28 protein-coding genes are annotated in these 26,125 nt (G+C 37.5%); 19 read left to right on the top strand and 9 right to left on the bottom strand.

The window, feature by feature from the left end; all coding sequences use genetic code 11:
- The first annotated feature begins 4 nt into the window (after positions 1-4).
- The 4 genes from ACFPM4_RS17575 (at position 5) to ACFPM4_RS17560 (ending at position 4,036) form a co-directional block, all read left to right on the top strand.
- Entirely contained in the window at positions 5-868 is an 864-nt protein-coding gene (locus ACFPM4_RS17575; protein ID WP_144921476.1) for a Cof-type HAD-IIB family hydrolase, read from the top strand.
- A 294-nt stretch (positions 869-1,162) separates the two neighbouring features.
- Positions 1,163-2,296 (top strand): DUF418 domain-containing protein, encoded by a 1,134-nt coding sequence (locus ACFPM4_RS17570; protein ID WP_382354806.1) that lies wholly within the window; start codon positions 1,163-1,165, stop codon positions 2,294-2,296.
- A gap of 16 nt (positions 2,297-2,312) precedes the next feature.
- Positions 2,313-3,434: a histidine kinase gene (locus ACFPM4_RS17565; RefSeq protein WP_382354686.1), complete on the top strand. Its 1,122-nt coding sequence runs from the start codon at positions 2,313-2,315 to the stop codon at positions 3,432-3,434.
- Positions 3,431-4,036 (top strand): response regulator transcription factor, encoded by a 606-nt coding sequence (locus tag ACFPM4_RS17560; RefSeq protein WP_382354683.1) that lies wholly within the window; start codon positions 3,431-3,433, stop codon positions 4,034-4,036. The genes ACFPM4_RS17565 and ACFPM4_RS17560 overlap by 4 nt, the downstream gene beginning before the upstream one ends.
- A gap of 26 nt (positions 4,037-4,062) precedes the next feature.
- On the opposite strand, the gene ACFPM4_RS17555 is transcribed toward ACFPM4_RS17560, so the two are convergent.
- Both ACFPM4_RS17555 and ACFPM4_RS17550 read right to left on the bottom strand, forming a co-directional pair.
- The gene (locus ACFPM4_RS17555; RefSeq protein WP_382354680.1) at positions 4,063-4,887 is read right to left on the bottom strand and encodes a GNAT family N-acetyltransferase; all 825 of its coding nucleotides are present in this window, start codon (positions 4,885-4,887) and stop codon (positions 4,063-4,065) included.
- Between the two features lie 109 nt (positions 4,888-4,996).
- A complete protein-coding gene (locus ACFPM4_RS17550) occupies positions 4,997-5,143 on the bottom strand; it encodes a lmo0937 family membrane protein (RefSeq protein ID WP_144921486.1) in 147 nt (48 codons plus the stop codon).
- A gap of 155 nt (positions 5,144-5,298) precedes the next feature.
- Between ACFPM4_RS17550 and ACFPM4_RS17545 the strand changes: the two genes are divergently transcribed.
- From ACFPM4_RS17545 to ACFPM4_RS17525, 5 genes are all read left to right on the top strand, one after another.
- Positions 5,299-5,982 (top strand): response regulator transcription factor, encoded by a 684-nt coding sequence (locus ACFPM4_RS17545; RefSeq protein WP_382354676.1) that lies wholly within the window; start codon positions 5,299-5,301, stop codon positions 5,980-5,982.
- 1 nt (position 5,983) lies between these two features.
- Positions 5,984-6,985 (top strand): sensor histidine kinase, encoded by a 1,002-nt coding sequence (locus tag ACFPM4_RS17540; protein WP_382354673.1) that lies wholly within the window; start codon positions 5,984-5,986, stop codon positions 6,983-6,985.
- A gap of 390 nt (positions 6,986-7,375) precedes the next feature.
- The gene (locus ACFPM4_RS17535; RefSeq protein WP_382354670.1) at positions 7,376-8,059 is read left to right on the top strand and encodes an ABC transporter ATP-binding protein; all 684 of its coding nucleotides are present in this window, start codon (positions 7,376-7,378) and stop codon (positions 8,057-8,059) included.
- Complete coding sequence (locus ACFPM4_RS17530) at positions 8,056-10,650, top strand: ABC transporter permease (protein WP_382354667.1); 2,595 nt, start codon at positions 8,056-8,058, stop codon at positions 10,648-10,650. The genes ACFPM4_RS17535 and ACFPM4_RS17530 overlap by 4 nt, the downstream gene beginning before the upstream one ends.
- A 95-nt stretch (positions 10,651-10,745) precedes the next feature.
- Complete coding sequence (locus tag ACFPM4_RS17525; RefSeq protein WP_382354664.1) at positions 10,746-12,005, top strand: hypothetical protein; 1,260 nt, start codon at positions 10,746-10,748, stop codon at positions 12,003-12,005.
- 473 nt (positions 12,006-12,478) lie between these two features.
- Here ACFPM4_RS17525 and bshB2 read toward each other — a convergent pair whose 3' ends face one another.
- The 3 genes from bshB2 to pdxK form a co-directional block, all read right to left on the bottom strand.
- Positions 12,479-13,162 (bottom strand): bacillithiol biosynthesis deacetylase BshB2, encoded by a 684-nt coding sequence (gene bshB2 / locus ACFPM4_RS17520; protein WP_382354661.1) that lies wholly within the window; start codon positions 13,160-13,162, stop codon positions 12,479-12,481.
- 25 nt (positions 13,163-13,187) lie between these two features.
- The gene (locus ACFPM4_RS17515) at positions 13,188-13,535 is read right to left on the bottom strand and encodes a YojF family protein (protein ID WP_144921500.1); all 348 of its coding nucleotides are present in this window, start codon (positions 13,533-13,535) and stop codon (positions 13,188-13,190) included.
- 617 nt (positions 13,536-14,152) lie between these two features.
- Positions 14,153-14,974 carry a pyridoxine/pyridoxal/pyridoxamine kinase gene (gene pdxK / locus ACFPM4_RS17510; protein ID WP_382354657.1) on the bottom strand — a complete coding sequence of 274 codons (822 nt, stop codon included), beginning with the start codon at positions 14,972-14,974 and terminating at the stop codon, positions 14,153-14,155.
- A gap of 367 nt (positions 14,975-15,341) precedes the next feature.
- Here pdxK and rsgA point away from each other — a divergent pair, with 367 nt between their 5' ends.
- A complete protein-coding gene (gene rsgA / locus ACFPM4_RS17505) occupies positions 15,342-16,403 on the top strand; it encodes a ribosome small subunit-dependent GTPase A (protein WP_382354654.1) in 1,062 nt (353 codons plus the stop codon).
- A gap of 265 nt (positions 16,404-16,668) precedes the next feature.
- Positions 16,669-17,721 (top strand): PAS domain S-box protein, encoded by a 1,053-nt coding sequence (locus ACFPM4_RS17500; protein ID WP_382354651.1) that lies wholly within the window; start codon positions 16,669-16,671, stop codon positions 17,719-17,721.
- 55 nt (positions 17,722-17,776) lie between these two features.
- Here the strand turns inward: ACFPM4_RS17500 and ACFPM4_RS17495 are convergent, their stop codons facing one another.
- A complete protein-coding gene (locus ACFPM4_RS17495; protein WP_382354648.1) occupies positions 17,777-18,355 on the bottom strand; it encodes a YdcF family protein in 579 nt (192 codons plus the stop codon).
- A gap of 78 nt (positions 18,356-18,433) precedes the next feature.
- Here ACFPM4_RS17495 and mobA point away from each other — a divergent pair, with 78 nt between their 5' ends.
- The 5 genes from mobA to ACFPM4_RS17470 all read left to right on the top strand — a co-directional run bounded on the left by mobA (position 18,434) and on the right by ACFPM4_RS17470 (position 22,112).
- Positions 18,434-19,015, top strand: a complete 582-nt coding sequence (mobA, locus tag ACFPM4_RS17490; RefSeq protein WP_382354645.1) for a molybdenum cofactor guanylyltransferase — start codon at positions 18,434-18,436, stop codon at positions 19,013-19,015.
- A 1-nt stretch (position 19,016) separates the two neighbouring features.
- Complete coding sequence (locus ACFPM4_RS17485; RefSeq protein ID WP_382354642.1) at positions 19,017-19,481, top strand: molybdenum cofactor biosynthesis protein MoaE; 465 nt, start codon at positions 19,017-19,019, stop codon at positions 19,479-19,481.
- A complete protein-coding gene (gene moaD / locus ACFPM4_RS17480; protein WP_382354639.1) occupies positions 19,474-19,701 on the top strand; it encodes a molybdopterin converting factor subunit 1 in 228 nt (75 codons plus the stop codon). The genes ACFPM4_RS17485 and moaD overlap by 8 nt, the downstream gene beginning before the upstream one ends.
- Before the next feature lie 4 nt (positions 19,702-19,705).
- Positions 19,706-20,728 (top strand): ThiF family adenylyltransferase, encoded by a 1,023-nt coding sequence (locus ACFPM4_RS17475; RefSeq protein ID WP_382354636.1) that lies wholly within the window; start codon positions 19,706-19,708, stop codon positions 20,726-20,728.
- Positions 20,729-21,326: 598 nt separating this feature from the next.
- On the top strand, positions 21,327-22,112 hold the full coding sequence (locus tag ACFPM4_RS17470) for a YhfC family intramembrane metalloprotease (protein WP_382354634.1): 786 nt from the start codon (positions 21,327-21,329) through the stop codon (positions 22,110-22,112).
- A gap of 39 nt (positions 22,113-22,151) precedes the next feature.
- Here the strand turns inward: ACFPM4_RS17470 and ACFPM4_RS17465 are convergent, their stop codons facing one another.
- Positions 22,152-22,472, bottom strand: a complete 321-nt coding sequence (locus tag ACFPM4_RS17465) for a YflT domain-containing protein (protein ID WP_144927031.1) — start codon at positions 22,470-22,472, stop codon at positions 22,152-22,154.
- 125 nt (positions 22,473-22,597) lie between these two features.
- On the opposite strand from ACFPM4_RS17465, the gene ACFPM4_RS17460 reads away from it, so the two are divergent.
- A complete protein-coding gene (locus ACFPM4_RS17460; protein WP_382354631.1) occupies positions 22,598-22,882 on the top strand; it encodes a YwdI family protein in 285 nt (94 codons plus the stop codon).
- 53 nt (positions 22,883-22,935) lie between these two features.
- On the top strand, positions 22,936-23,307 hold the full coding sequence (locus tag ACFPM4_RS17455; protein WP_144927036.1) for a DUF423 domain-containing protein: 372 nt from the start codon (positions 22,936-22,938) through the stop codon (positions 23,305-23,307).
- Between the two features lie 56 nt (positions 23,308-23,363).
- On the opposite strand, the gene gerQ is transcribed toward ACFPM4_RS17455, so the two are convergent.
- Both gerQ and hemQ read right to left on the bottom strand, forming a co-directional pair.
- Positions 23,364-23,789 carry a spore coat protein GerQ gene (gene gerQ / locus ACFPM4_RS17450; RefSeq protein ID WP_144927103.1) on the bottom strand — a complete coding sequence of 142 codons (426 nt, stop codon included), beginning with the start codon at positions 23,787-23,789 and terminating at the stop codon, positions 23,364-23,366.
- A 209-nt stretch (positions 23,790-23,998) separates the two neighbouring features.
- On the bottom strand, positions 23,999-24,742 hold the full coding sequence (hemQ, locus tag ACFPM4_RS17445) for a hydrogen peroxide-dependent heme synthase (protein ID WP_382354628.1): 744 nt from the start codon (positions 24,740-24,742) through the stop codon (positions 23,999-24,001).
- Positions 24,743-24,971: 229 nt separating this feature from the next.
- Between hemQ and pta the strand changes: the two genes are divergently transcribed.
- Positions 24,972-25,976 carry a phosphate acetyltransferase gene (gene pta, locus ACFPM4_RS17440; protein WP_382354625.1) on the top strand — a complete coding sequence of 335 codons (1,005 nt, stop codon included), beginning with the start codon at positions 24,972-24,974 and terminating at the stop codon, positions 25,974-25,976.
- The last annotated feature ends 149 nt before the right edge of the window (positions 25,977-26,125 follow it).

Below are 26,125 nucleotides of genomic sequence, written 5' to 3'. Positions count from 1 at the left end.
ACTATTGATTAAATGTATAGCATCAGACATGGACGGAACGTTGTTAAATGAACGCCAAGAAGTAAGTGCAGCTACGATTGAAGCAATAAAAGCTGTACAAGCCAAGGGTATAGATTTTGTTATTTGTTCAGGAAGATCTTATAGAGAAGTACGTTTTGTATTAGATAAAGCAGAAATCGAGTGCCCAGCTATTTGTGTAAATGGTGGAGAAATTCGTGATGAAGAGGGGAATATTACTTATTCTGCCTACTTAGATGGAGTTACATCCATGAAAATTACAAATGTATTTGAAAGTGTTGATATGTACTTTGAACTGTATACACCAAAAGGGACTTTTACATCTGATCGCGAAAGAGGAATTCAAGCAATTGTTGATGTTTTTCATACAGCTAATCCTTCTGTAGATGTAGAGGAAATAATTGAAGCTGCAGAAGAACGATATAAAAATCGCCTTATCCAAGTTGTAGATGATTATCGGAACATATACGATGCGAAGGATTGCGAAGTGAATAAGTTTCTAGCATTCTCTCTAGATGAACAGCTATTATTTGATGTCACGGAAAAATTAAAAAACATAGAGGGAATCGAAGTAACATCCTCAGGACGAAATAATATTGAAGTCATGCATAAGGATGCTAAAAAAGGACTAGCTTTAAAAAGATATGTAGAAAGTAAAGGCATCTCGCTTGCGGATACGATGGCGCTTGGAGATAACTACAATGATCTTTCCATGCTAGAAATCGTAGGTCACTCCGTTGCGATGGGCAATGCCGAGCCAGCTATAAAGACAGTATGTAAACATGTTACAGAAACAAATGAAAATGAAGGTGTCGCAAAAGCGATTATCAAAGTATTGGAAGAAATGTAGTAATAATAAACATGCATAGAAGAATGTAGGTTATAAAAGCCGAACTATCTTGAACCTATCAAGTTAGTTCGGCTTTTTAATTAGTAAAATCACTCTTGTTTGTATCAAGAGGGGAAGCGACTGAAATCAACTTTATGAATTAATTCAATCATTTATAGCTTTTTCCCATTTTTATTGATTGGTTGTACATAAAAGATATGACAGCTGTCATATGTAATTGCTGATAGGTGTGAATTCTCCGTCTTTCTTTCAACATTTAAAATAAAGATAACAAATCTTTATTAGAAAAGAGTGATGCAAATGAGGACACAGAGGATTCGACTATTGGATATCCTGCGTGGATTTGCCGTATTAGGAACACTTGGAACAAATATTTGGATTTTCGCTTACTTTGGTGACCTATCCTATATTACAACATATGCCTATACATCATGGTGGGAGCTGGATGACCTAATTCGAATGATTGTGTTGTTTCTTGTAAATGGAAAGTTACTTGGTCTTCTGACAATTATGTTCGGAGTAGGACTCGAACTAAAGTATCGACAAGCACTTAAAAGAGGGAATGCGTGGCCAGGTATTTATATATGGACTTCCTGTATATTAATGATAGAAGGGTTAATCCATTTTACACTTGTAATGGAATATGACATTTTAATGAGCTATGGAGTGACCGCAATTATTGTCTCCTATATTATTAAAGGAGGAGATAAAGTTATTTCTAAAGTAATGAAATGGATTGCAGGCATCCATGGAGGCCTTATCCTATTTATTCTAATTGTGAGCTTTCTCGGGGCAAATATGTCATTGGGAAGCTTTGATGAAGTTGTATTATTATATAAAGAAGCAACATGGCTTGAACAGGTACAGTACCGGTTATCTAACTTTCTAATATTAAGAAGTGAAGCTATTCTCATCATTCCGATGAATATTTTCCTCTTTTTACTAGGAGTGCGAATGATGCGGACGGGTGTCTTTTCCCCAGATGAAAGTGGTAAACAGAAACGAGCAAAACTACTTAAAATAGGGTTATACTTTGGGGTACCACTAAACATGCTTATCTTTGTTCCTGGAGGCATGTTCGATATGCCAGTTCGTTATCTTTTTGCACCGCTTCTCTCATTAGGTTATATTGCCTTGATTGCAAGATTAGTAGAGATGAAAGAGCAGTTTTGGCTGTGGAAACGGCTAGAAGATGTCGGAAAAATGTCTTTAAGTTGCTATGTACTTCAAAATGTACTTGCTTCCATCCTTTTTTACAAATGGGGCTTCGGACTTGGTGAAACGCTGCATTCTATTGCTGTTATTTTCATTTGGCTACTGATTTCTGCTGTGCAAATATTTTTTGCAGCTGTTTGGTTGCGGAAGTTTCCGTTGGGTCCAATGGAATTAGCACGGAAGCAGGTAGCGAGTGTAAGGCTCATTAGATAAGTTTAGGAGGTGTTGTATGTTTAGTAAAATCTATCCAAGCGATCAAATACGAAGGTACCTAATATTAGATGTTGCAGGAATTATCTTTCTGTTTTCATTTGTGCTAAGTACTAATCATACAATGAATCTCTTTTATAAATTGCTGCTACTAATTCTATTTCTAGGATCGTTTTATATTAGTCTCTGGCATAGAGATTGGCTTTTATTAATGGGGGTAACAATCGGGTACGGTTCTCTTGCTATATTGGCATATTTTTTCGGCCCCTCACTATTATTATTTGGTTTCTTTTTTGCAGATTTGCTTGGGAGAGCAAATAAAAGGAAGATAATTGCCATTGGAATTCCGATAATGGCAATATTCGCTACATTCGTTATTTGGCAGGGGGAAGGAAGTTACTTTACTGTAGAAAACCCTGCGCTGCTACCAATTTTAATTGTCCAATTACTGTATCCAATATTAATTCATATACGAATGAAAGCAATCAATTTGCAAACTGAATTGGATGCTGCGAATGAACAAATTGAACAATATATACAAGAAGAAGAACGGCACCGAATAGCAAGGGATCTCCATGACACTCTAGGGCAGACATTAACAATGATTAAATTAAAAAGTGAGTTAACAACTAGATTAATAGATAAAGACCCAAAACTAGCTAAGCAGGAGCTGAATGATATTTTAGGGACAGCACGAATTGCCTTGAAGCAAGTACGGGAACTAGTGACTGATATGAAGTTTGTTTCATTGGAAAGTGAAATTGAAAATGCACAAAAACTACTAGGGACAGCAGGGATAGATGTCGTTGTGGAAAGAAAAGGACAAATCCATGTTTTATCTAGTGTCGATGAAACGATGCTCGCACTTGCTGTTCGCGAAGCAGTTACGAATGTGATGAAGCATAGTCAGGCGCAAGAGTGTAAGCTAGTTTTACAAGCAATTAATGAAAGTTATACTGTAACGATACAAGATGATGGAATTGGATTATTCCATAAGAATAGAGGAAACGGGATACAATCGATGAGAGAACGAATGCAGGCGATACAGGGGACGATGGACGTTGATAATGTTCCTGATGGAGGTACGATAGTTACATTAAGTGTACCGATTTATTTGCGAAAGGAGAACCCAGTTTTATGATTCGAGTATTGATTGCAGAAGATCAAAGCATGCTTCGTGGTGCTCTCACTTCGCTTCTGAAATTTGAAGAAGATATGGAAGTTGTTGCGGAAGTTTCAGATGGTCAGCAGGCACTAGAAGCAATCGAGAAGTTGTCACCGGACGTTTGTCTCTTAGATATCGAAATGCCACATATAAGTGGACTTGAATTAGCGGGAAAACTAAGAGACTCCGGGAATAAATGTAAGATTATTATTGTAACTACCTTTGCACGTCCAGGCTATCTACAAAAGGCAGTCGATGCAAAAGTAGAAGGATACTTATTAAAAGATGAACCGATTGAATACTTGATAGAATCTATTCGTAAGGTGATGAACGGAGAACGAGTGATTAGTACTGACCTCGCAGCAGCCCTCTTTTTAAAGGAAGAAAGTCCGTTGACGGAGCGGGAAGAAGAAGTATTGCGCTTAGCAAATGTCGGAATGACAACAGATCAAATTAGTAAACAACTATTTTTAACAAAAGGAACAGTAAGAAACTATTTTTCTACCGCTATTCAAAAGCTACATGCTGAATCCAGACAACAGGCAGTAAATATCGCGGTGGAAAAGGGCTGGATTTGAACTCGTATAAAGTAATCCCAGCAACACTATGTTGCTGGGATTACTACTGCGTTACACGCCTTTTCATAAAATTCGATTGGACCAGCTTCACCGATAATCGCATACTCATAGCCAATTTTCTTCATGTCTCTTAAACAATGATGAAGTAGCTGATATCCAATTCGGTTTCTTCGCTTCGTAACTCCCATCGGTCCGAAGTAACATTTTTTATTTCGGTAAACGTCATAAGCGGCAAAGCCGACAATTTCCTTCTCATCTACTGCTATATAAATGGTAGGTTGCTCTTTTAAGAAACCATTCTTTATCGTTTCAGACCAATCATGAGAAAAATTGCTAGAAACAAAGGAAGTAAGTGCTTGAAAGTCTTCTTGTGTTACCCTTCTAATCATGGGAGATTCCATTTGTGGGAAGGTATAACTTCCTAGATGTGTAATCATATCGCGTGAGGTTGTCCCTAACGATAATATCATCTCTTTATTTTCTTCTGTTAGAAAATGGTCTACTACGTTTGTTGTCATTATTGCCTTAAGTAAATGTCCTTCGTTTAAATAAATCTGATTATATTTCCTCATATATTGAATCGATTGATTGAATACTACAAGTACTTCTTTTGTAATAGCAGTGTTAACAAAAGGATGTTGTAAACTATCATGTTCAGAAGGAAGTGTCTGCTTCCATGATTGAATATCGATATCACATTTTAGAAAAATTTCACCGAGTACACCTGTCTTTTCTAATAAACAGGAAGCGAGTAAATGAATAGGTGTCACTACTGCGTTCGCTGCCGCAGCTTTTTGCTCTGCTCTCCTAATTATCCTCTGAACTCTATCTGTTAGTAGAACATTTTTCATGTTAATCTCCCCCTTACATAAGAAGGGTTCGTTATGAATCTTGAAAAATCCTTTCATCCGTTTGAGCTAGTCCGATATTTTCTAAAAACTGGCTAGAAAGGGCTTGTCCTCAGCCCTTACGTCTACCTGCCATCATTTGGAAAATAAAGACGATTAAAGCAATAACTAGTAATACATGTACTAGGTTACCTGCAATATCAAATAGGAATCCTAATAGCCATAATACGAAAATAATACCTATAATGGTCCATAACATAACTTGATCCTCTCCTTTACTTTTAGTGATATATACCTTTTCATCCTATTGATTAAACACAGTACTTTTCTTTTTTTGATGGTAGAAACAACTTGGAGGAAAAGTATGAATGCATTAAGATAAAATTATCCGATAAAATAGTCAGGAGATTCGTGATGAAAATATTACTTGTAGAAGATGATAAAACAATCGCATCTGGTTTGGATTATTCACTACAACAGGATCAGTTTTCCACTATTCTTTGTTATGATGTGGAATCTGCAAAAAAGATAATTCAAGAACAGTTAAACGATATTTCTTTATGTTTATTTGATTTGTCTTTACCGGATGGTAGTGGCTATGAACTATGTAAACTCGTCAAGGAACGGGCAGATGTTCCGGTTATTTTTCTGACTGCTGTCGATGATGAAGTAAATGTTGTAATGGGACTTGATATGGGAGCGGATGATTATATTACGAAACCTTTTCGCATTAGGGAGTTACTATCTCGAATAAAATCAGTGCTACGTAGATATCAAAAGCATTCGCAATCCAACTCCATGATAGAGCTTGGAGATGTCCGCATTAATTTGTTAGAAGGAAAAGTGTATAAACATGGGGAAGAGGTTGTGTTAACAGCACTAGAGTATCGGCTATTACTTGTATTTGCCAATCATTTGGGGCAAGTAATGTCCAGAAACCAATTGCTTGAGCAGATCTGGGATGTTGCAGGCGACTTTGTGAATGACAATACTCTTACCGTATATATCAAAAGATTGCGCGAGAAATTGGAGGATGATCCGCAATCCCCAACTATAATAAAAACAATTCGTGGATTAGGTTATAAGGTTGGTGATTAACGTGCTACGGAACCGTGAAGTGCAAATATTCCTGCTTGTAACCGTCTCTATTGGGATTATTATTACAATAATTGCTAGTATTTTCTCAACAGCTGCAGCAATCTTTTCCGCATTCACATCGATATTATTAATTACTGCAGCGATCATCTTTACACGCTGGAGATATCGCGAAATTGAAAAATTAGCCTCGTATTTACGAAAAATTAGTAGCGGAGATTATACACTGGATATACGCGATAATTTTGAAGGGGAACTTAGTATTTTAAAAAGTGATATTTATAAAGTAACGAAGATGCTATCAGAGCAACGTGCTTTATTACAGCAAGATAAGTTAATGCTGACAGATGCTATTTCTGATATTTCGCACCAGCTTAAAACACCATTAACGTCGATGATGGTGATGGCTGACTTATTAAGTGACTCGAACTTGCCAGATGAAAAAAGAACGGAATTCACAAACAATATTCGTATTCAACTGGAACGAATTGAATGGCTCGTGTCATCTTTACTTAAGCTTTCTAAAATTGATGCAGGGACCGCCCAGTTTAAAAAAGAACGGGTGGAAGTTAAATCTCTAATACAAAAAGCACTAAAGCCGATTTTAATTCCGATAGATATTAAAGAGCAGAAATTATCGATTACAGGTGATGCTTCTGTATCATTTTTAGGCGATGTGAATTGGACAACTGAAGCATTAATTAATATCTTGAAGAACTGTGTAGAACATACGCAGGATGGCGGGGAAATCATGATTTCCTTTTCCGAAAACGCCTTGTTTACAGAAATAATCATTACGGATAGTGGCAAGGGAATTCCAAGAGAGGATCTTCCTTATATTTTCAAACGATTTTTTAAAGGCAAAAATGCAAGTGATGAAAGTATTGGTATCGGACTTGCGATGGCACATAGTATTATTACGAGCCAGAATGGTACGATTGAAGTGAAAAGTGATGAAAATGTAGGAACAGAGTTTCATATTAAGTTTTATAAACAAGTTATTTAATTCTATGCCGCTTCGGAAATACAATACGCTGGTAACTTTAATTATTCGCATAGTGGACCGTCTCATCCTGCGATACAACACTTCGAAGAAAAAATAAAAAGACCGAACTATCGTGAGTTGATAGTTCGGTTTATTATTTGACTTATATTCCTTTGTAACAGTCTCTTTTCGTTTTTCCTTGTCTCAAAACCTTTGCATGTCACGGGCAGGCACGGTGCGGGTCAGGAGGTCGCTACTTAAGCCTGCCGACAGGATGTGTTGTATTAGCCTTCCTTCAAGGACCCTTCGTATTTTTTCACCTTAAGTGACTAAATTGTTATTTTAAAGTCACTTGAAAGTCATTTTGGATGGATAAACTGTAATCATAGTCATTCATACGGAGGTATTATAATGGAAATATTAAAAATAGAGAATCTATCGAAGGTATATGGTAAGGGAGAAACGGCGGTAAAGGCTTTAGATAATGTATCTTTTTCTGTAAAAAAAGGTGAGTTTGTCGCTATTATTGGACCATCTGGGTCTGGGAAATCTACCTTACTACATTTACTTGGCGGTGTGGACAGACCGTCAAGCGGTAAGGTATATGTAGACAATACAGATATTTACAATTTGAATGAAACTCAGTTAGCCATTTTTAGAAGAAGACAAATAGGATTAATCTATCAATTTTATAATTTGATTCCAGTTTTAACTGTGGAGGAGAATATTTCATTGCCTATGTTACTGGATGGACATAAAGTAGATCAGAAACAGTTTGCTGATATTGTTAAAACTTTAAATTTAGAAAATCGACTTACTCACTTGCCGAACCAGCTTTCTGGTGGACAGCAACAACGGGTATCAATCGGAAGAGCTATCATTAGCAATCCTGCTATTATGTTGGCAGATGAACCGACAGGGAATCTAGATAGTAAGAATAGTAGTGAGATTATTGATTTGTTAAAAATGTTGAATAAAACATACAACCAAACATTGATTATTATTACGCATGACGAGCGAATTGCTCTCCAAGCAGATAGGGTAATCATGATTGAAGATGGAAAAATCGCCAAAGACGAGGTGGTTCGTCCGTGAATATTGTCAATAAACTAACGCTTAGACACTTGAAAGAAAATAAACGAAGAACACTCGTTACGATTATTGGTGTTATCATTTCAGTGGCCATGCTAACTGCTGTAGCAACAATTGGGGTTTCCTTTTTAGATTTGATGAAGCGGCAAGAGATTGCAGATAATGGAGAATGGCACGTACTATACAAAAATGTAAATGAGAAACAAATTGAAGCGATAAAAAAGGATGATAATTCGAAGAAAGTAGTACTTTCAAGAGACTTAGGCTATGCCAAGTTAGAAGGTAGTGAAAATGTTTATAAACCGTATTTTTTCATAAAAGAATATAATCACCATGGTTTTAAACAATTTCCGATTGAATTAAGTTCAGGTCGTTTACCAAGATCAGCAGGTGAAGTAGTCATTTCAGACGCCATAGCAGCAAATGCTAACGTTGAATATAAGGTTGGAGATATTTTAACGTTAGAGATAGGGGAGCGAATAGGTGATTTAAGTAATGGCAACGCCTTAAGTCAAATCGATGCCTTGCAAGTAGACGAAGATGGAAATGTGCTAGAAACATTAACAAACAAAACATCTAGAACATTTAAAATTGTGGGTATTATCGAAAGACCAACGTGGGAGCCTACTTGGTCACCCGGGTACACGATTATTAGTTATGTAGATGAAAACACACTTGCAAGTGGAGACACGGTTAACGCATCTGTTGTATTAAATAAAGTGAATAGATCCCTTTATTCACATGCTGAAGAGTTAGCTGCTGAAATACAGTTAGACAAGACATCTATCGGATATAATAGTGAACTTCTTCGCTACCATGGATTAACAAATAATGATAACTTACGGGCTACACTTTATTCCTTAACGGCAATCATTATGGCGGTCATCATTATTGGTTCTGTATCGCTTATTTATAATGCATTTGCGATTTCCGTTTCGGAACGTTCCCGTCATTTAGGAATGCTTGCTAGTGTCGGTGCTACAAAACAACAAAAGCGTAATTCTGTGTTTTTTGAAGGTGCAGTCATTGGTTTAATCAGCATACCAATTGGGATTTTTAGCGGACTGGCCGGAATTGGTATTACTTTTTATTTCATTAACACCTATATTCATGGAGCACTAAATGTATCTGAGAAATTAGCTGTAGCAGTTACACCAATGTCGATTTTAGTAGCTTGTGTTGTTTCCATCCTTACAATTTTTATATCTACTTATATACCTGCGAAAAGAGCATCCAAAGTATCAGCAATAGATGCTATTCGCCAATCAACAGATATAAAACTTACTGGTAAAGCTGTCAAAACGTCAAAACTAGTACGTAAGCTGTTTGGAATAGAAGCGGAATTTGGTTTAAAGAACTTAAAAAGAAATAAGCGCAGATACCAAGCAACGGTGTTTTCACTAGTGATTAGTATCGTCCTTTTCTTAGCGGTATCGTATTTTACAGATAGTCTCAAAAAGTCATTACAGCTTTCTCAAGATGGGGTTAGTTATGATATTCAAGTATCATTCCGAGGTGACGGGATTGATCATCAGATAGTTGACTCCATTACGTCACTTAAGAATGTAACAGGCAGTAGTATTGTGCGAGAAATGAGCTTATCTACATGGATTGAAGAAGAGGCAATTTCTAAAGAACTAAAAGAACTTGTAGAGCAAGATAAAAGTACGCTTCAGGATGGAAAGATTAACCACTTTATTAATATGACCGCGCTCGATGATGAAAGTTTAGAAGCATATGCAAAAAAAATAGGTATCGATAAAAATCAGTTGTTCGATTCAGAACGTATTAAAGGAATTGTGATTGATACAAATTCCTATCAAGACGCATATACTGGCAAATTTATTGAGTCCAAAGCAATCAATACAGAAGTTGGCAAAACGTTAGAGTTGTTATCTTGGAACGATGATGATGAAGAAGAGTTTGTAGATACAATGGAAATTGCAGCACTAACGGATGAACTACCGATGGGAGTAAATCAAGTTGGTGGAGCGAGCCTGAATGTTATTGTTTCCGAACAATCATTGGAAAAACTGCTAGCGAATAAAAATTTAAGGTCATATGCATATCTTTATTTAAACACTACTGATCCAATGAAAACACAACAACAGATCGAGGATTTAAAAGAAAGCGGGCTATATATTTACAATGTGTATCAACGAAGGCAACAACAAGAACAAATGATTATGTTAATGTCCGTATTCACGTATGGCTTCATTTTGTTGATAACGGCAATTTCGATTGCGAATATCTTTAATACCATTTCAACTAGCATTTCGCTCCGTAAACGTGAATTTGCAATGCTTAAGTCAGTTGGGATGACACCAAAGGGATTCAATAAAATGATAAATTACGAAAGTGTTTTTTATGGAATGAAATCATTACTTTACGGATTACCAATCAGTATCCTTGTTATGTATTTAATTCATAGATCTATGATGAACACGTTTAGTTATCAGTTTGAATTACCTTGGTTAAGCATACTATATGTCATTGTTGCAGTCTTTTTCATTGTAGGGTCTGCAATGCTCTACTCTAGCACTAAAGTGAAAAAAGAAAATATTATTGATGCGTTAAAACAAGAAAGTATATAAAATGGCAAAACAGGCTTCCAATATGGTGGCCTGTTTGCATTTTATGAAACTATTTGGAATAACCATTCGTACGTATGATAGCGGAGGTGGAGAAAATGAGTAAAAGTGTACAGCAATGGGAGAATGAACTTAAATCAAATTGGGGTTTGAATGATTTTGAGTTGCGACATTCAACCATTCATCGTGAAGTTTCCCCAATTAAAACGACTGAATATAAATTAGATATGGAATGGTTTCCTCCTGGAACGGAGATGGAGGATGACTTGAATCCCCCAGGAACTGTTGCTACTACTGTGAATTTAACTAATGGTGTGTTAACTAGTTTTATTGTAGTTATGAACGAAGACCACAGAGAGAATCCGCCTATCTTACCTAGTTCTAATTTGAATGATGTGGTTGCTTGGATAGAGTTACAAACAGGTTTAAAGTATAAGGTGGATTTCCAGTATAAGCGTAAAAAAACAGAAGATAATGGTGAAGAATATTTATTTATTGCTGTTTTAAATGGAAAAAAAGTATCTCCAGGTGGCTGGATAGAAATAAAAGTGAATGAAGCAGGAAGCATTGTTTTCTATTCATTGTACGGATATTTCCCAGCATTTTACCCTCCAATTGGAATCGAAGAGAGTCCAAAACTGAACGATTCATATGTAAAAGAGGTAATAAAACAACAGGTTATATTATTCGGAACGTTAGAAGAAGAGTACAAGCTTTTATATGGGGTAGAGGAAACATTTGTAGATGGGGTGGAGTTGCCGCGACAGGATGAATTAATTATTCGTTGGGAAGAATCGGATCCACTGGTGGATGTGGAAATTACGGATCAATATATCGGAGAAGATTGGGATGACTTTCGGATATCACAAACCATAACAGAAGAGGAGATAGCTAATAATATAGCTCATCCTGACACCTTACCAATTACAGTAGAGGAAAAACAAGCATGTATTCAGTTAGTTACGAACTACATACGTAATAGTCGTCCACATCAAAATGGAGAATGGAAAATAGAGAAGTTTGAGCGGGATTATGGGGATATTCATATGGAAGTAGTTCCAGTAAGTACGTTAGATCGAATCACAGATAAATTGAAAATTACTTATAACCATGAAAAAGGTGCTATCTTGAGTGTGCTGGATAAAAAGGAGATGTTCAGCCGATTTATGGACTTACCCGCGCCTCCATTAGAGCAAATCAGCATTTCACAAGAGCAAGCAATTGCTAATCTAGAAGAAGACATTTACTTTGAAGAACACTACGTCTATGATATCGAACGAAAAAAATTAAAGCTAATGTACAAAATAGATTGCCATTCATTTGTAAATGCAATAACAGGAGAGAAGTTTAGTAGTTAAATATGTTGTGTTGGTGAGAGATAGTATTCTACAAGGGAGTAACTGTTGTGTTTTCGTGACTGTGGGGGATATGCGTTCGTGCGAGGTTTTATTTGCGGGATTGTATTGAGATATTCGCGATTATGAGGAGTATTCTCGCGGTAAAGGAGATATACTCGCGATTATGAGGTTATTCTCGCGATTATGAGGTTATTCTCGCGATTATGAGGTTATTCTCGCGATTATGAAGTTATTCTCGCGATTATGAGGTTATTCTCGCGATTACGAGGTTATTCTCGCGGTTATGAGGTTATTCTCGCGATTACGAGGTTATTCTCGCGATAAGGAGAGATAATCTCGCGATAATGAGATTATTTTCGCGAAACCAGTAGAATTACTCGTGCAATCGAGTGAAGTGGAAGGATCCTCACAAAAGCTATGGGATACAGACGCAAAAAAATCTGCATGGAATAGTAATCCGTGCAGATTTTTAATTATAAGACTTTATCATTATCCCAATCATACGTCCAGAAGCGTTCTTTTTTCCAATGGGCGAGTAAGTCAGGATTGTCATCGGATATTTGTTTTTCCATATCAGCAAGCATCCATGCTGTTTGTGAGATGTGTGCTTTTAATGCACCAAACTTTTGCTCCCAGACATCACTAACATCATGAACGATATCTGCTGGGCCGATTTCTGCTTCATGGCCTTTCGAGAATGCAACACAATGCAGTTTCGGGCGTTTTTCGATAGGTAATCTGCGAACTGCCCGGACAACGGCACGTCCAGTAGCTTCATGATCTGGGTGAACAGAATATCCAGGGTAAAAAGTGATGACAAGTGATGGATTTAATTCTTCAATTAAGCCAAATACCATATTGGCTAGAGCTTGATCATTTTCAAATTCTAGTGTTTTATCACGATAACCCATCATTCGTAAGTCGGTAATTCCCATTGCTTTTGCAGCAGCTTCTAACTCTGCCTTTCGCACTTTTGGAAGTGATTCGCGTGTCGCAAATGGAGGGTTACCAAGGTTTCTTCCCATCTCTCCGAGCGTTAAGCACGCATATGTTACAGGCGTTCCATTTTTTATATGGCTCGCGATTGTCCCGGATACACCGAAAGCTTCGTCATCGGGATGAGGAAATACAACTAATACATGGCGTTCTTTTTCCATTAAAGTAACTCCTTTCCTTCCTCGTTTATTCAAACGGCGTCTTACTGATCTCCAAAGCAACGGCTAGTTTTCCATCAAAGCCGTGTCCTGCAAGAAGAAGTCTACCTAATTCATCTACTTCATAATGGGTAAGACCCTCTGCGTAAATCCAGCCAATTGGAAGTTTTAAGCCGACACGAAACGGTCCATCGCCAACAATTTTTCCGTGTTCATAGCTAACTTGCGCATTACGAATAAATGCTCCCGCTGAAAAAAATGATTCATCATTATGGGCTGCATATGCTCCATTAGTCGTTTCTAAATGTATGTAAACAGTCTCTCCAGCAAAGTCATTAATCAATTGCTGTACTTTATTAACATTAATAACCTCCATGACAAATGCCTCCTTCCATATGAAAGCTAATATTATTTTACTAAAAATTACAGGAGATTACGATTTAAAAGTTTTATACAATGCTGAGGAATTTCATAAGCATGATAGTATTAAGAATCTTTCTCTTGACCGATATTGTACTCATATCTTTACACAATAGTCGAGAGAACGTTCCTCACGACGCATTTAGAGGAAGAAGCTACCCGAAAAGGACGATAGAACGCTTGTCGCGACGGTTCTAGAGGGAATAGCCCTCATCCTGGTTGAGAGACCGCCCCTCAAGACTAATTCAGTGAAGGAAGCAACTCACAATGGTCGATAGAACGTTTATCACGACGGATTCATCGGAAGAAACACCACGAAATGGTCGAGAGAACGTTTGTCAAGACGGTTGCATAGGAAGAAACGCCATATAATGTTCGAGAGAATGGTTGTCACGACGTTTTCAAAGGGAATAGCATCACACAATGGTTGAGAGGCCGTCCCTCTAGACTGACTCATAGCGAAAAGGAGCGGACATTAGTTTAGAGGTTGAAAGAACTCCAGCAAGAAGTACATTATAAGCTTCCAGATGAACAAAAACCCAGTAGTGCTGATAACACTTACTGGGTCAGGTTTTAGTTTTTTGCGTTGCCTACAAATTCGTTATATGCGCCATGTTTTACAGGTCCAACATATTCGTTTAGTTTCCAACCGTGTTCAATGGCAGCTGTGACGAATTCTTTTGCTGCTGAAACTGCTTCTTTTACAGATTTTCCTTTTGCTAAGTTAGCGGTAATTGCTGCAGCAAATGTACAGCCGGCGCCGTGGTTGTATGTTGTTTCTAGTTTTTCTTTTTCTAATAAAACAAATTCTTGTCCATCATAGAATAGGTCGACTGCTTTGTCATGGTTCAAGCCTTTTCCACCCTTTATGACAACATTTTTTGCCCCTTGGTCTAAAATCTTGACAGCAGCTTCTTTCATATCGTCAATTGTTTTTATTGGGCCTGTTTTCGCTAGTTGCCATGCTTCAAACAAATTTGGAGTTACAATTGTTGCACGTGGCAATAACAATTCACGCATTGCTTCTGTGTTTTCGGGTTGTAGTACCTCGTCTTCTCCTTTACAAACCATTACAGGGTCAATCACGACTTTATCAAGTTTGTGTTCATCGATTTTACGAGCACCTAGTTCAATAATATCTACAGATCCAAGCATTCCTGTTTTCATTGCATCGATGCCAACTGAAAGGATGGTATTTAATTGTTGTTCTACGATATCAACGTCAATTGGAAAAACGCCATGGCTCCAATTGTTTTCTGGATCCATCGTTACGATTGACGTTAGAGCGTTCATACCATAAACGCCATTTTCTTGGAATGTTTTTAAATCTGCTTGTATACCTGCACCACCGCTAGAATCAGAACCAGCAAGTGTTAATACTTTTTTCATTGTCATTACAGTTGCCTCCCAGTTGAAATTTAACTTAAGTTTAGAATATACCAATTAATTACTAAAGAAAAGTAATAAATACTACCTATTTTAACCAAGAAAACGCTTAAAAATTGCTTTACAATAATGAAACGCCAATGTAAACTGAAATTGTAAAATTTTACTGATTTTCCAAGGGGGAGTGTCGCATGAGCATCATTCATATGTTTTGCGAAGATAATTTAATAATACCCTTAAGGAAATTAGTATGGAATTGATATAGGTCTATTTTCCAGGGGGAATGTGTAGCTCACGGTTATTAATAACAAAATGTAAAAGCGCCAGCCGCTGTGGGCGGTTATTTTTTATGTAAAAATATCATTGGAGGATAGACATGAATTTAGAAACATTAGGTTGGGGACCTTTTTTTGAAGCAGAGTTTACAGAATACAAAGATGAAGGATATGCAGTAGGGAGAGTATCATTAGAACATAAACGTTTATATAGAGTATTAACAGAATCAGATGAAGTATTAGCCGAAGTATCTGGGAAATATCGTTTTCATGCTACTGAACGTGGCGACTTCCCGTCTGTAGGGGATTGGGTTGTATTGTCTGTGCGACCTGAAGAAGGAAAGGCAACCATTCATGCGACGTTATCACGTAAAAGTAAATTTTCTAGAAAAGTGGCTGGAAATACAACGGAAGAACAGATTGTGGCAGCAAATGTAGATGTTGTGTTTATTGTTGCAGCACTAAATGCAGACTTTAATGTTCGAAGGCTTGAAAGATATATATTAACAACCTGGGAAAGTGGAGCAAATCCAGTCATTGTTCTCAGTAAGGCGGATTTATGTGAAAATATCGCTGATAAAGTACGAGAAGTTGAGTTGATTGCAATGGGGGTACCTATCCATGTTGTGAGTGTAGAAACAATGTTAGGTATAGATGAGCTTCAGGGATATATAAAACCAGGAAAAACAATCGCATTACTTGGTTCATCTGGGGTAGGTAAATCAACATTAATAAATTATTTTGCTGGAAAAGAGATGTTGAAAACTGGTTCTATACGGACAGATGATGACAAGGGACGACATACGACGACACATCGTGAGTTGCTCGTGTTAGATCAAGGTGGAATTTTGATTGATACACCAGGGATGAGGGAGCTACAACTGTGGGAGGCTGAAGCGGGACTTAGCCAAGGCTTTGCAGATGTCGAAGAGTTAGCAAGCCAATGTAAATTTAGGGATTGTCGACATAATGCGGAACCTGGATGTGCAGTGAGGCAAGCGATTGAAAATGGCGACCTTGATGAAAAACGCTATGAAAGTTATGTGAAACTGCAGAAAGAATTAGCTTATTTTGAACGAAAAGAAGATAAATACTTGGAGCTCGAAGAAAGAGATAAGTGGAAAAAGCTAACAATGGAGCAAAGAAGAAAAAAATTAAAATGATGAATACACGGGCTGGTTAATACTCCAGTCCGTGTATTTTTTGCGTTTTAAGCGTTATTATTTGATATTATATTTATAACTATCTAAAATGAATTAGTATTGTAAATACTCAATTTATCATAATTTTTGATTAATGCTTTGAATGGCATGAATAACTTAGCAAATTACATCATTGGTGAAATGCTAAACGAGGGATATAGGCATAAGCCAAATAAGAATTCTCTCTTATTTGGCACTTTTTAATACACCATAAGGAGTAAATAATATGAAGCAGGTTGATCTAGAGAATCCAACGTTAATATTACATGCATTTGATTATGCGGTGATAGGTAAGGCGCTAGTAGATTTAGATGGCATACTGTTAAAAGTTAATCATTCTTTATGTGATACGCTTGGTTTTGAGGAAGAAGAATTACTGAAACAAACCTTCAATGATATTACGTACCATGAAGATCGGGATAATGAATCATATTATATTGAAAAACTTTTGGTAGGTGAGGTAAACGATTTCCAACTAGAGAAACGTTTAATTCATAAGGATGGGCACATTATCTGGGGGTTATTAAGTGTTTCATTAGTAAGAGATGAAGATGGAGATCCTCTGTATTTTGTTAGTCAAGTACAAGATATTTCAGAAAGAAAACGAGCAGAAGAATTTATGAATAATTCGGAGAAGCTTACTGTTGCAGGCCAATTAGCAGCAGGAATTGCCCATGAGATACGAAATCCATTAACAGCTATTAAAGGCTTTTTTCAAATTATGGAACATGAATTTACAGATAAAAAAATGTACTTTGAAGTGATTAATACGGAAATGGAGCGTATAGAAACAATATTAAATGAATTACTTGTACTCTCAAAGCCACAAAAAACAAATTATAAACAAAAAAACATCACTACTATTTTACATCATGTGACAACACTACTAAAGACACAAACAAATCTCCACAATATAGAAATTACAGAACGTATCGATTCCAATTTACCCCCTATTTATTGTGATGAAAACCAATTAAAACAAGTCTTTATAAACTTTCTAAAAAACTCAATAGAAGCAATGGATAGTGGAGGCCGAATACATATTGAAGTTAGTAAGATGGAAACGAGTATGCTACTTGTCCGCTTTAAAGATGAAGGACCAGGAATACCAGATCACGTACTGAAACGAATTGGTGAGCCCTTCTTTACTACAAAGGAAAATGGAACTGGTTTAGGCATCATGATTTGTAAGCAAATTATTGAGAATCATAGAGGGAATATGCATATAGAAAGTGGTCCACTAGGTACAATCGTGGAAGTAGAATTGCCGATATTTTAAAGGATGAAAGGGTGTTGTATATATAATTACAACACCCTTTTAGTATTTTAGATTTCTACTTTCCAAATATATAAGTTTTTACTAAAGCAAATCGTTCGCGGACGTTTAATTGGAAACTTACGACATCAGGAGTTTCGGCTGCAACTACATCTGCTTCAAGCCCAAGATTACTTGCTATTTTCTTTGCCCTTGCAAGGTGATAATCGCTTGTAATGATGGTAATACTATCTGTTGAATCAGGTATTAATTTTTTGGAAAAAAGGATATTTTCATAGGTGGAAGTCGACTTATCCTCTATAATGAGTCGTTCTTCATCTATTCCGTAATCAATAAGGAATCTTTTCATTGCCTCTGCTTCTGTAATTTGTTCGCCAGAACCTTGTCCACCTGATAAAATTAAATGGACATGAGGATTATCCATTGCATAATGCAAGGCAGCATTTAGACGATAACGTAACGAGAGGGATGGCGATTCTCCATCAACTTTCGCTCCAAGAATAATGGCGTACTCGTTTTTTCCACGTGCTTCGGGAAATTTCCCGCTTTTGATCATTTCTCCTGTCATCATCCAAAAACCGACAATAAGAACGATAATAATTAATAAAATGATGATTATTTTTTTCAACGTTTCCACCACACATTTCTTCTAACTAGTATTTTAAGAATAACGTATTTATTTCTAATAGTAAATCAATTAAAGGAGCCGTATTAGGTGATAACGATTATTTTAGCTGGAGGAAATTCAAGCAGAATGCGCCAAAATAAAGCGCTTATGAAGATAAATGGGGAAAGAGTAATTGATCGACTAGTAGCAGAGTTTGACGAAATATCGGAAGAAATCTTTCTGATTGCAAAGGATGTCGCTCCATATGAAAATTTGTCGGTAAACATTCTACAAGATGATGTAAACTATAGAGGACAAGGTCCACTTGCTGGATTTTGGACCGCAATGTCAATGATAAAAACAGGTCCTTGCCTTGTAGTAGCATGTGATATGCCGTTTGCAACGAAAGAATTAGGACAAGCACTCATTCATAAGTTGATAGAAAGTAAGGGTGACGCAGTAATTCCTGTTGTGAATGGGCAACAGCATCCATTATTTGCTGCATACGACGCAACAATTGCAGATAAAGTAAGGCTTCACTTAGATAAAGGAAAGAGATCCGTTCATTCATTATTAGATACTATTGAGGTGAGCTATTTTCAGTTACCTACAGATGCTCATGATGTTTGGAATATGAATACCCAGGAAGATTACATACAAGCATTGAAAATAGTAGAAGGGAAAGAATAACATGAACTGCGAAATTACACGAGAACCAATTAAAATAGAGGATGTGTACGAGAAAGTAGTCCGCAGAGAAGCTGGTGCGGTGACATTGTTTATTGGTACAGTCCGCGAGTTAACTCATGGAAAGAAAACACTATACCTAGAATACGAAGCATATGAAGCAATGGCAGTTAAGAAGATGGAGCAAATTGTATCAGAAATGAAAAAGCGTTGGCCTGACGTAGAAGCAACAATCATTCACCGGATTGGCCGCTTAGAAATTACGGATATTGCAGTTGCCATTGCTGTTTCTTCTCCACATCGACCAGAGGCATATGAGGCAAATCGTTATGCGATCGAACGAATCAAGGAAATAGTCCCGATTTGGAAAAAAGAACATTGGGAAGACGGAGAAGAGTGGATAGGTAATCAACAAGGAACAAAAGCTTATTCAGGAGGAAAACCAGAGGAGGAAGATTTGCGTGAATAAGGTAATGTTATTTGCTCATTTAAAAGAAACTGCAGGAAATAGTACTTTACAGGTAGACGCAACTGGAAAAACAGTAGCCGAAGTCCGCAATCTATTGTCACCGAAGCTAGGTGATTTAGAAGGTGTTATGGTTGCAGTGAATGAAGAGTTTGCGACGGAAGATTATATGATTGCAGCGGATGATGTAATCGCCTTAATTCCCCCTGTTAGTGGAGGGTGAGGAAATGGATAGAGAAAGATACTCACGGCAAATATTATTTAAACCAATCGGCGATAAGGGACAGAATGAGATAAGTTCAAAACATGTACTAATTCTTGGGGTTGGTGCACTTGGGACTCATACAGCTGAGACACTTGCTAGAGCTGGCGTCCGCAAAATCACGATTATCGACCGAGATTATGTAGAAATGAGTAATTTGCAACGGCAACATTTATATACAGAAACAGATGCGTTGGAAAGATGGCCGAAAGCAGAAGCGGCAAAAGATAAGTTAAAGCGTATTAATAGTTCAGTAGATATTGAGGCAATCGTCGGCCACGCAGATGCAGATCTGTTAGAGTCGATTATGGACGATGTTGATTTACTTATGGATGGGACTGATAATTTCGATGCTCGTTTTCTATTAAATGACTTAGCCCATAAGTACAACATTCCATATATTTTTGGATCATGTGTCGGGAGCTTCGGTATGACGTTTACCATCATTCCAGGTGTAACTCCATGTTTGCAATGTCTGTTAAAAAGACTACCTTTACAGGGGCAAACATGTGATACAGTAGGCATTATCGCACCTACCGTACAAATGGTTACCGCACAACAAAGTGCCGAAGCATTAAAAATTTTATCCGGAAACAATGAGGCAGTGAGGAAGACATATGTTTCCTTTGATCTTTGGGAAAATGACTATTTATCTTTAAAGGCTGGAGCACTGAAAGACCCCAATTGTCATACATGTGGCCCAAGTCCCACATACCCTTACTTACAAAAAGATGCAGAAATGAAAGTAGCTGTCCTTTGTGGCAGAAATACCGTGCAAATAAGACCAGCTGCTGGAAAGACGCTTACGTTAGAACAGTTAACCGAGAGATGGCGAGAAGCCGGCTATGAGGTTAGTGGCAATCCTTTTCTTGTTTCCGTCATAAAAGAAGGAACACGAGTTGTCTTTTTCAAAGATGGACGTGCGCTTGTCCATGGGACCAATAATCAAGTAGAAGCAAGAAAGGTATATCATTCGTTAGTAGGTTAATGGTAGAGAGGCCTGAATGGAGTCACAACGTATTCCGCGGAAAAAGCTTCTTCTAATGGTTGAGAGAGAGTTTGTCACGACGCATTCCGTGGAAAAAGCCTCTCTTAATGGTTGAGAGAGAGTTTGTCACGACGTATTCCGTGATGAAAGCCTCTCCTAATGGTTGAGAGATAGCATGTCACGACGTGTTCCGCGGAAAAAGCCTCTCCTAATGGTTGAGAGAATGCATGTCACGACGTATTCTGTGATAAAAGCATCTATGAATGGTCGAGAGAATACATATCACGACGTGTTCCGTGAAAAAAGCTTCTTCTAATGGTTGAGAGAGAGCATGTCACGACGTATTTTGTGATGAAAGCATCTCTCAGTGGTCGAGAGAATGCATGTCACGACGCAATCTTTGATAAAAGCCTCTCATATTAGTCGAGAGAGAACATATCACGACGTATTCCGTGATAAAAGTATCTCTAAATGGTCGAGATAACTCCATAACGCGTTTAGAAAGAAAAACATGCTTGGTATCACCCTCTAACCAGCAACGGATAAAAAAACATACATAATACGGAAGAAAACATTCAAATAACGAAAGGATTTTGACATGGTTAGTTCATTTACGATTACTTCCATCATCATTTCATTATTAATTACAATTGGAACACCGATAGCACTGTTCATTATTTTTAGAAAAAGATTTCAAATTTCCATCCCAGTGTTACTCATTGGGGCAGCAACTTTTTTCATATTTGCACAAATGTTAGAGGGAATTGCTCATAATTTTATCCTTTTTAATAATGGGACGATGAGGGGATGGGCTGAAAACCCGTGGTTATATATGCTTTACGCAGGTTTAATGGCCGGGATCTTTGAGGAAACTGGTAGGTTCGTAGTGATGAAGTATGCGCTAAAGACTAGTAGACAATGGAAGGACGGACTTTCTTTTGGTCTTGGTCATGGTGGAGCAGAGGCGATTGTACTTGTAGGACTTAATAGTATCATTATGCTTGTTTTTGCTTTCATGATTAATAGCGGGTCATTCGATGCACTATTTACGGACAATCAAATGAAAGACGCTCTTACACCGATAAAGGAACAGTTAACAGGAGATTCTGGGGGATTAATTTTATTAGGTGGAATTGAGAGGTTAGCAGCAATGTCGATACAGCTAGGGCTTTCCATCCTAGTCATGTACGCAATTGTTAGTAAGCAGATGAAATATTTTATTTTTGCGATATTGATACATGCTGTTATTGACTTCCCTGTAGCATTATATCAAGTAAAAGTAATAGAAAATATTTATGTATTGGAAGCTTTGATTGTGGTATTTGCAGTGGGTGCGATTGTGTGGATAGCGAAATCAAGAAAGCTCTTTGTACATGAAAAATAAAAGAAGGAGTCTCTCGTTTGCGGAGACTCCTCGTTATTCCTAGCGGTTAGCTACAACTACTAGCTTTCCAGTATCTAGTACACTTTCATATCTTTCAGCTTCTTCTGCTGTTAAGCCAACAGCTTCGAACTTGGCACGCAATTCATCGCCTCGAGTTCGAAAAACATTTTGAACCGCATCAAAAAATCCTTGTTCCTCCAAGCCGACAGACGCGGTATTTGTGGCATCTGTTAAATCGTTGGAACGTCTCTCCCCATGTGCAAAGATATATATATTATCGTGAATATAACCTTGGGAAAGTAGTTCGTCGATAACTCGTGTTGCTTCTAAGCCGTTTTCGCAAATTTGTACTGTATTCATAACAATAACTCCTCCTTAGGTTAAAATAGGGATGTTACATTATGTATATAACCGAATTTTGGACGAGCAAACATGTTGGGGAAAATGAAGTTTGAAAATATAATGGGACGATAGGAGGTAATGTAATGAGCATTTCATATGAAGCGCTATTGGGAAAGATGGAAAAAGAATTGAGAGCAGCTCGTCAAAGTGGAGATGAAGCTAGTCGCCGTAACCATATATATGCGCTTAAAACACTAGCAGAAGTCATGTTAGAGGAGAAACAATCTAAGACTTATAATGAATTAAGTAAACCAATTGCGACAGTTCAACATACGCCTATTCAGCAATCACCGTCAGTTTCGTTACCATCATCTGAACCAATTGAAACAGAAGATGGGGCAAATGGGGATTCCATATTTGATTTTTAAGTTCAGTAGATTGGCATCCTGAGTGAAATTTACTAGGTAGAGGAGAATGATATATGAAAATTTTCATTATTATTGGTGCGATAAATGCGTTGTTAAGCGTGGGGCTCGGGGCTTTTGGAGCGCACGCACTTGAAGGGAAAATAGAACCGAAATATTTGGATGTGTGGAAAACCGGAGTTCAGTATCAAATGTTTCATGCATTAGGAATATTAGCGATCGGGATTCTATCACGGAATGTACCGGTTTCTGGTCTGCTTTCCTGGTCAGGGTGGCTCATGTTTATTGGAATCATCATTTTCTCAGGTAGCTTATATGTATTAAGTGTTTCAGGAATTAAAGTCCTCGGAGCAATCACACCAATTGGTGGAGTAGCTTTTCTTATCTCATGGCTATTATTAATCATTTTCACAGTGAAATATTTATAAAATACGAACCTAATAAAAAAGCTAAACACCTCCAGCGAAGTGTTTAGCTTTTTTGATTATCTTGGTGGCTGTGATACTAGTGGGCCGTTACCAAATGGATATTCATATTCAATTGGTTCATCAAATTCGACATAGTCAACATAGATCATCGGAATTAAGAAACGTTTTCCAGTTTGAGGATCACTAAGTATTACATGGTCACGACCAGCTGCTTCAATAATACCTGTGAAAACTTTCGCATTCCACTTTGTGTTATGCTCATATGTCGCGTAGAGATTAACAAGTTTTCCTTTATTCAGGCGCAAAATGTTTTCAATGTATGATTCCTCGATTGGGAGCATTCCCGGTACATTTACCCCACCTTTTGCTCCTCCTGTACCTACAGGAACTTGCGGTTGTTGCTGTGGAATATAGCCAGGGAACTGTGTTTGTGGTCCGAATGGCATTTGCTGTTGCATTGGATTTGAATAAAATCCTGCCATGTTTTGATATGGATTCATATTAGACAAAATTTTCCCTCCTCATAGTTATGGATGTTTGACTAGGGCACATCCAGAAGTAGGAATCAACCTACTTGTATTAATAGCCATCTACTCTTACATTTGTATGCACGTAGGAGGGTGCCTATGCTTGACTTTTATAAAAAAAGCCATCGTTCCATAATAGGACGATGGCTTTTTATTAAGATTGCTTAGACAGCAAGTAGTTTATCAATATCTTTTATTAAGTTTCCAACGTAGAATGAACCGAACTCTCCGTAGCGTGCACTCACTTCATCAAAGCGCATTTCATAGACGATTTTCTTGAATTGAAGAGCATCATCGGAGAATAGAGTAACGCCCCATTCCCAATCATCCAAACCAACGGATCCACTAATGATTTGCTTAATTTTACCGGCATATTGACGACCAATTAGTCCGTGACTATGCATTAGTTTTCTGCGTTCCTCCATGGAGAGCATATACCAATTATCTTCTCCAGAACGACGCTTATCCATAGGATAGAAGCATACATGCTTTGTTTGTGGAAGAATTGGATACAGACGTCCACGTACATATGGATTTTGGTAAGGATCTTCATTTGATTCCTTCGCTAAATAGTTACTTAATTCTACAACAGACACATAAGAATAAGTAGGAATGGTATATTCTGCAATCGTAAGTTTGTTGAATTCAGTTTCTAACTCATTAAGCTCGTCCAATGTCGGGCGCAAAATCATTAGCATAAAGTCTGCTTTTTGACCAACAATGGAGTAAAAGGCATGACTACCTTCTTTTTTATCTTGAACTTCCTCTAATTTTTGCAGAAATTGCTTTAACTCTACAATTGCTGTTTCTCTTTTATCACTTGAAAGCATCTTCCAAGATGCCCAATCTATAGTACGAAAATCATGTAAAGTATACCAACCATCTAGTGTTTGTGCTGCTTCACTCATGTGAATCAACTCCTAACTGAAAATTATTATCAATGCTTAGCAAATACAATATACCATAAGAATGCCACCATTTCATATGTAAAGCAATTTATGTAAAAAATATGCCATAAATACTGCATATTATTGTCGTTTTTTTAAAAAAAGGTTTATGCTTAGGAAGGAAGAATTAACCTTCAAATCAAAAAGACATCAATGGGGCATACTGAAAGAGAGATAGGAGGACAATTATATGAGAGAACGTAAAACTGAAAATGATTTATTTGCTGGTTTAAAAGAAAAGGCCAAGGGCTGGGATAGAAAGATTGTATTTCCGGAAGCATTAGATGACCGTGTATTTGCTGCAGCGGCACGTCTTGCAGCGGATGGTATATTAATCCCAGTATTAATTGGGAATATGGAAGCAATTCAAGCAAAGGCAAAAGAATTAAAAGTTTCGCTTGATAACGCTGAAATTTATGATCCGGAAAATTACTTAGAAATGGACGAAATGGTTGCTGCTTTCGTAGAACGCCGTAAAGGAAAAGCGACAGAAGAACAAGCTAGAGCAATGTTAAAAGATGAAAATTATTTCGGCACAATGCTTGTTTATATGAATAAAGCAGATGGACTTGTAAGTGGTGCTGCTCATTCTACAGCGGATACGGTAAGACCTGCACTGCAAATTATTAAAATGAAACCAGGATTAAGTAAAACTTCTGGTGTATTTATCATGGTCAAAGGTGAGGAAAAATACGTATTTGCTGACTGTGCTATTAATATTGCACCAACAAGCCAAGACTTAGCAGAAATTGCAGTAGAAAGTGCGAAAACAGCTGCCATGTTTGATATTGATCCACGTGTAGCAATGTTAAGTTTCTCTACAAAAGGGTCTGCTGTCTCTGATGAAACGAAGAAAGTTTCAGATGCCCTTACAATTGCAAAAGAAATTAACCCAGAATTAATCATAGATGGTGAATTCCAATTCGATGCTGCAATTGTTCCGTCTGTTGCTAAGAAAAAAGCTCCAGATTCCGAAATCCAAGGGGATGCAAATGTATTTGTTTTCCCTAGCCTAGAAGCGGGAAATATCGGATATAAAATTGCACAACGTTTAGGTGGATTCGAAGCAGTAGGGCCAATCTTACAAGGATTAAACGCTCCTGTTAATGACTTATCTCGCGGATGTGACGAAGAAGACGTCTACAACCTAGCACTCGTAACAGCAGTACAATCACTTGATAAAAGCAATAAATAAAGAGTTTTGAACTATAGTGAGCTGGGCTGGGACAAATAGCTAGTTGTGAATTCGAATGATGTAAGAAAACAATACCGCTACGGGAATACACTACGCTTTCCGCGGGCGGCTGATGAGCCTCCTCGTGCGATCGCACTGCGGGGTCTCAT

It is taken from the genome of Lederbergia graminis, from assembly GCF_042655485.1.
GTDB lineage: Bacteria > Bacillota > Bacilli > Bacillales > Bacillaceae_C > Lederbergia > Lederbergia graminis.
This window is presented reverse-complemented; position numbering and strand designations above follow the sequence as displayed.